This is a genomic window from Aeromonas bivalvium, from assembly GCF_000819765.1.
GTDB lineage: Bacteria > Pseudomonadota > Gammaproteobacteria > Enterobacterales > Aeromonadaceae > Aeromonas > Aeromonas bivalvium.
In genome coordinates this window covers 149,651-149,897 of record NZ_CDBT01000047.1, presented here as the reverse complement: position 1 = coordinate 149,897, position 247 = coordinate 149,651, and positions in this window count along the sequence as shown.

Here is a 247-nt window from a genome sequence, read left to right as displayed (position 1 = left end):
AATCTTCAAAAATGGGCCTTTCTCTAGTTATTCATGTCCAAACACAGCTTTTTCACAAACTTATCCACAAAATAGTCCCGTGAGAGCAAACCCGACACTTTAGTCGTCTATCTCATTAATCATCATAACCAAAGACCTGGACACCAGGATGCTGGAAACAGGAATCTGACATTGGTGGGAACCTCGTTCCTATAAAGAATGTTGTATACGGGGGAAAAGGGACTATCAAGGCAGTTGAGGCAGTTGA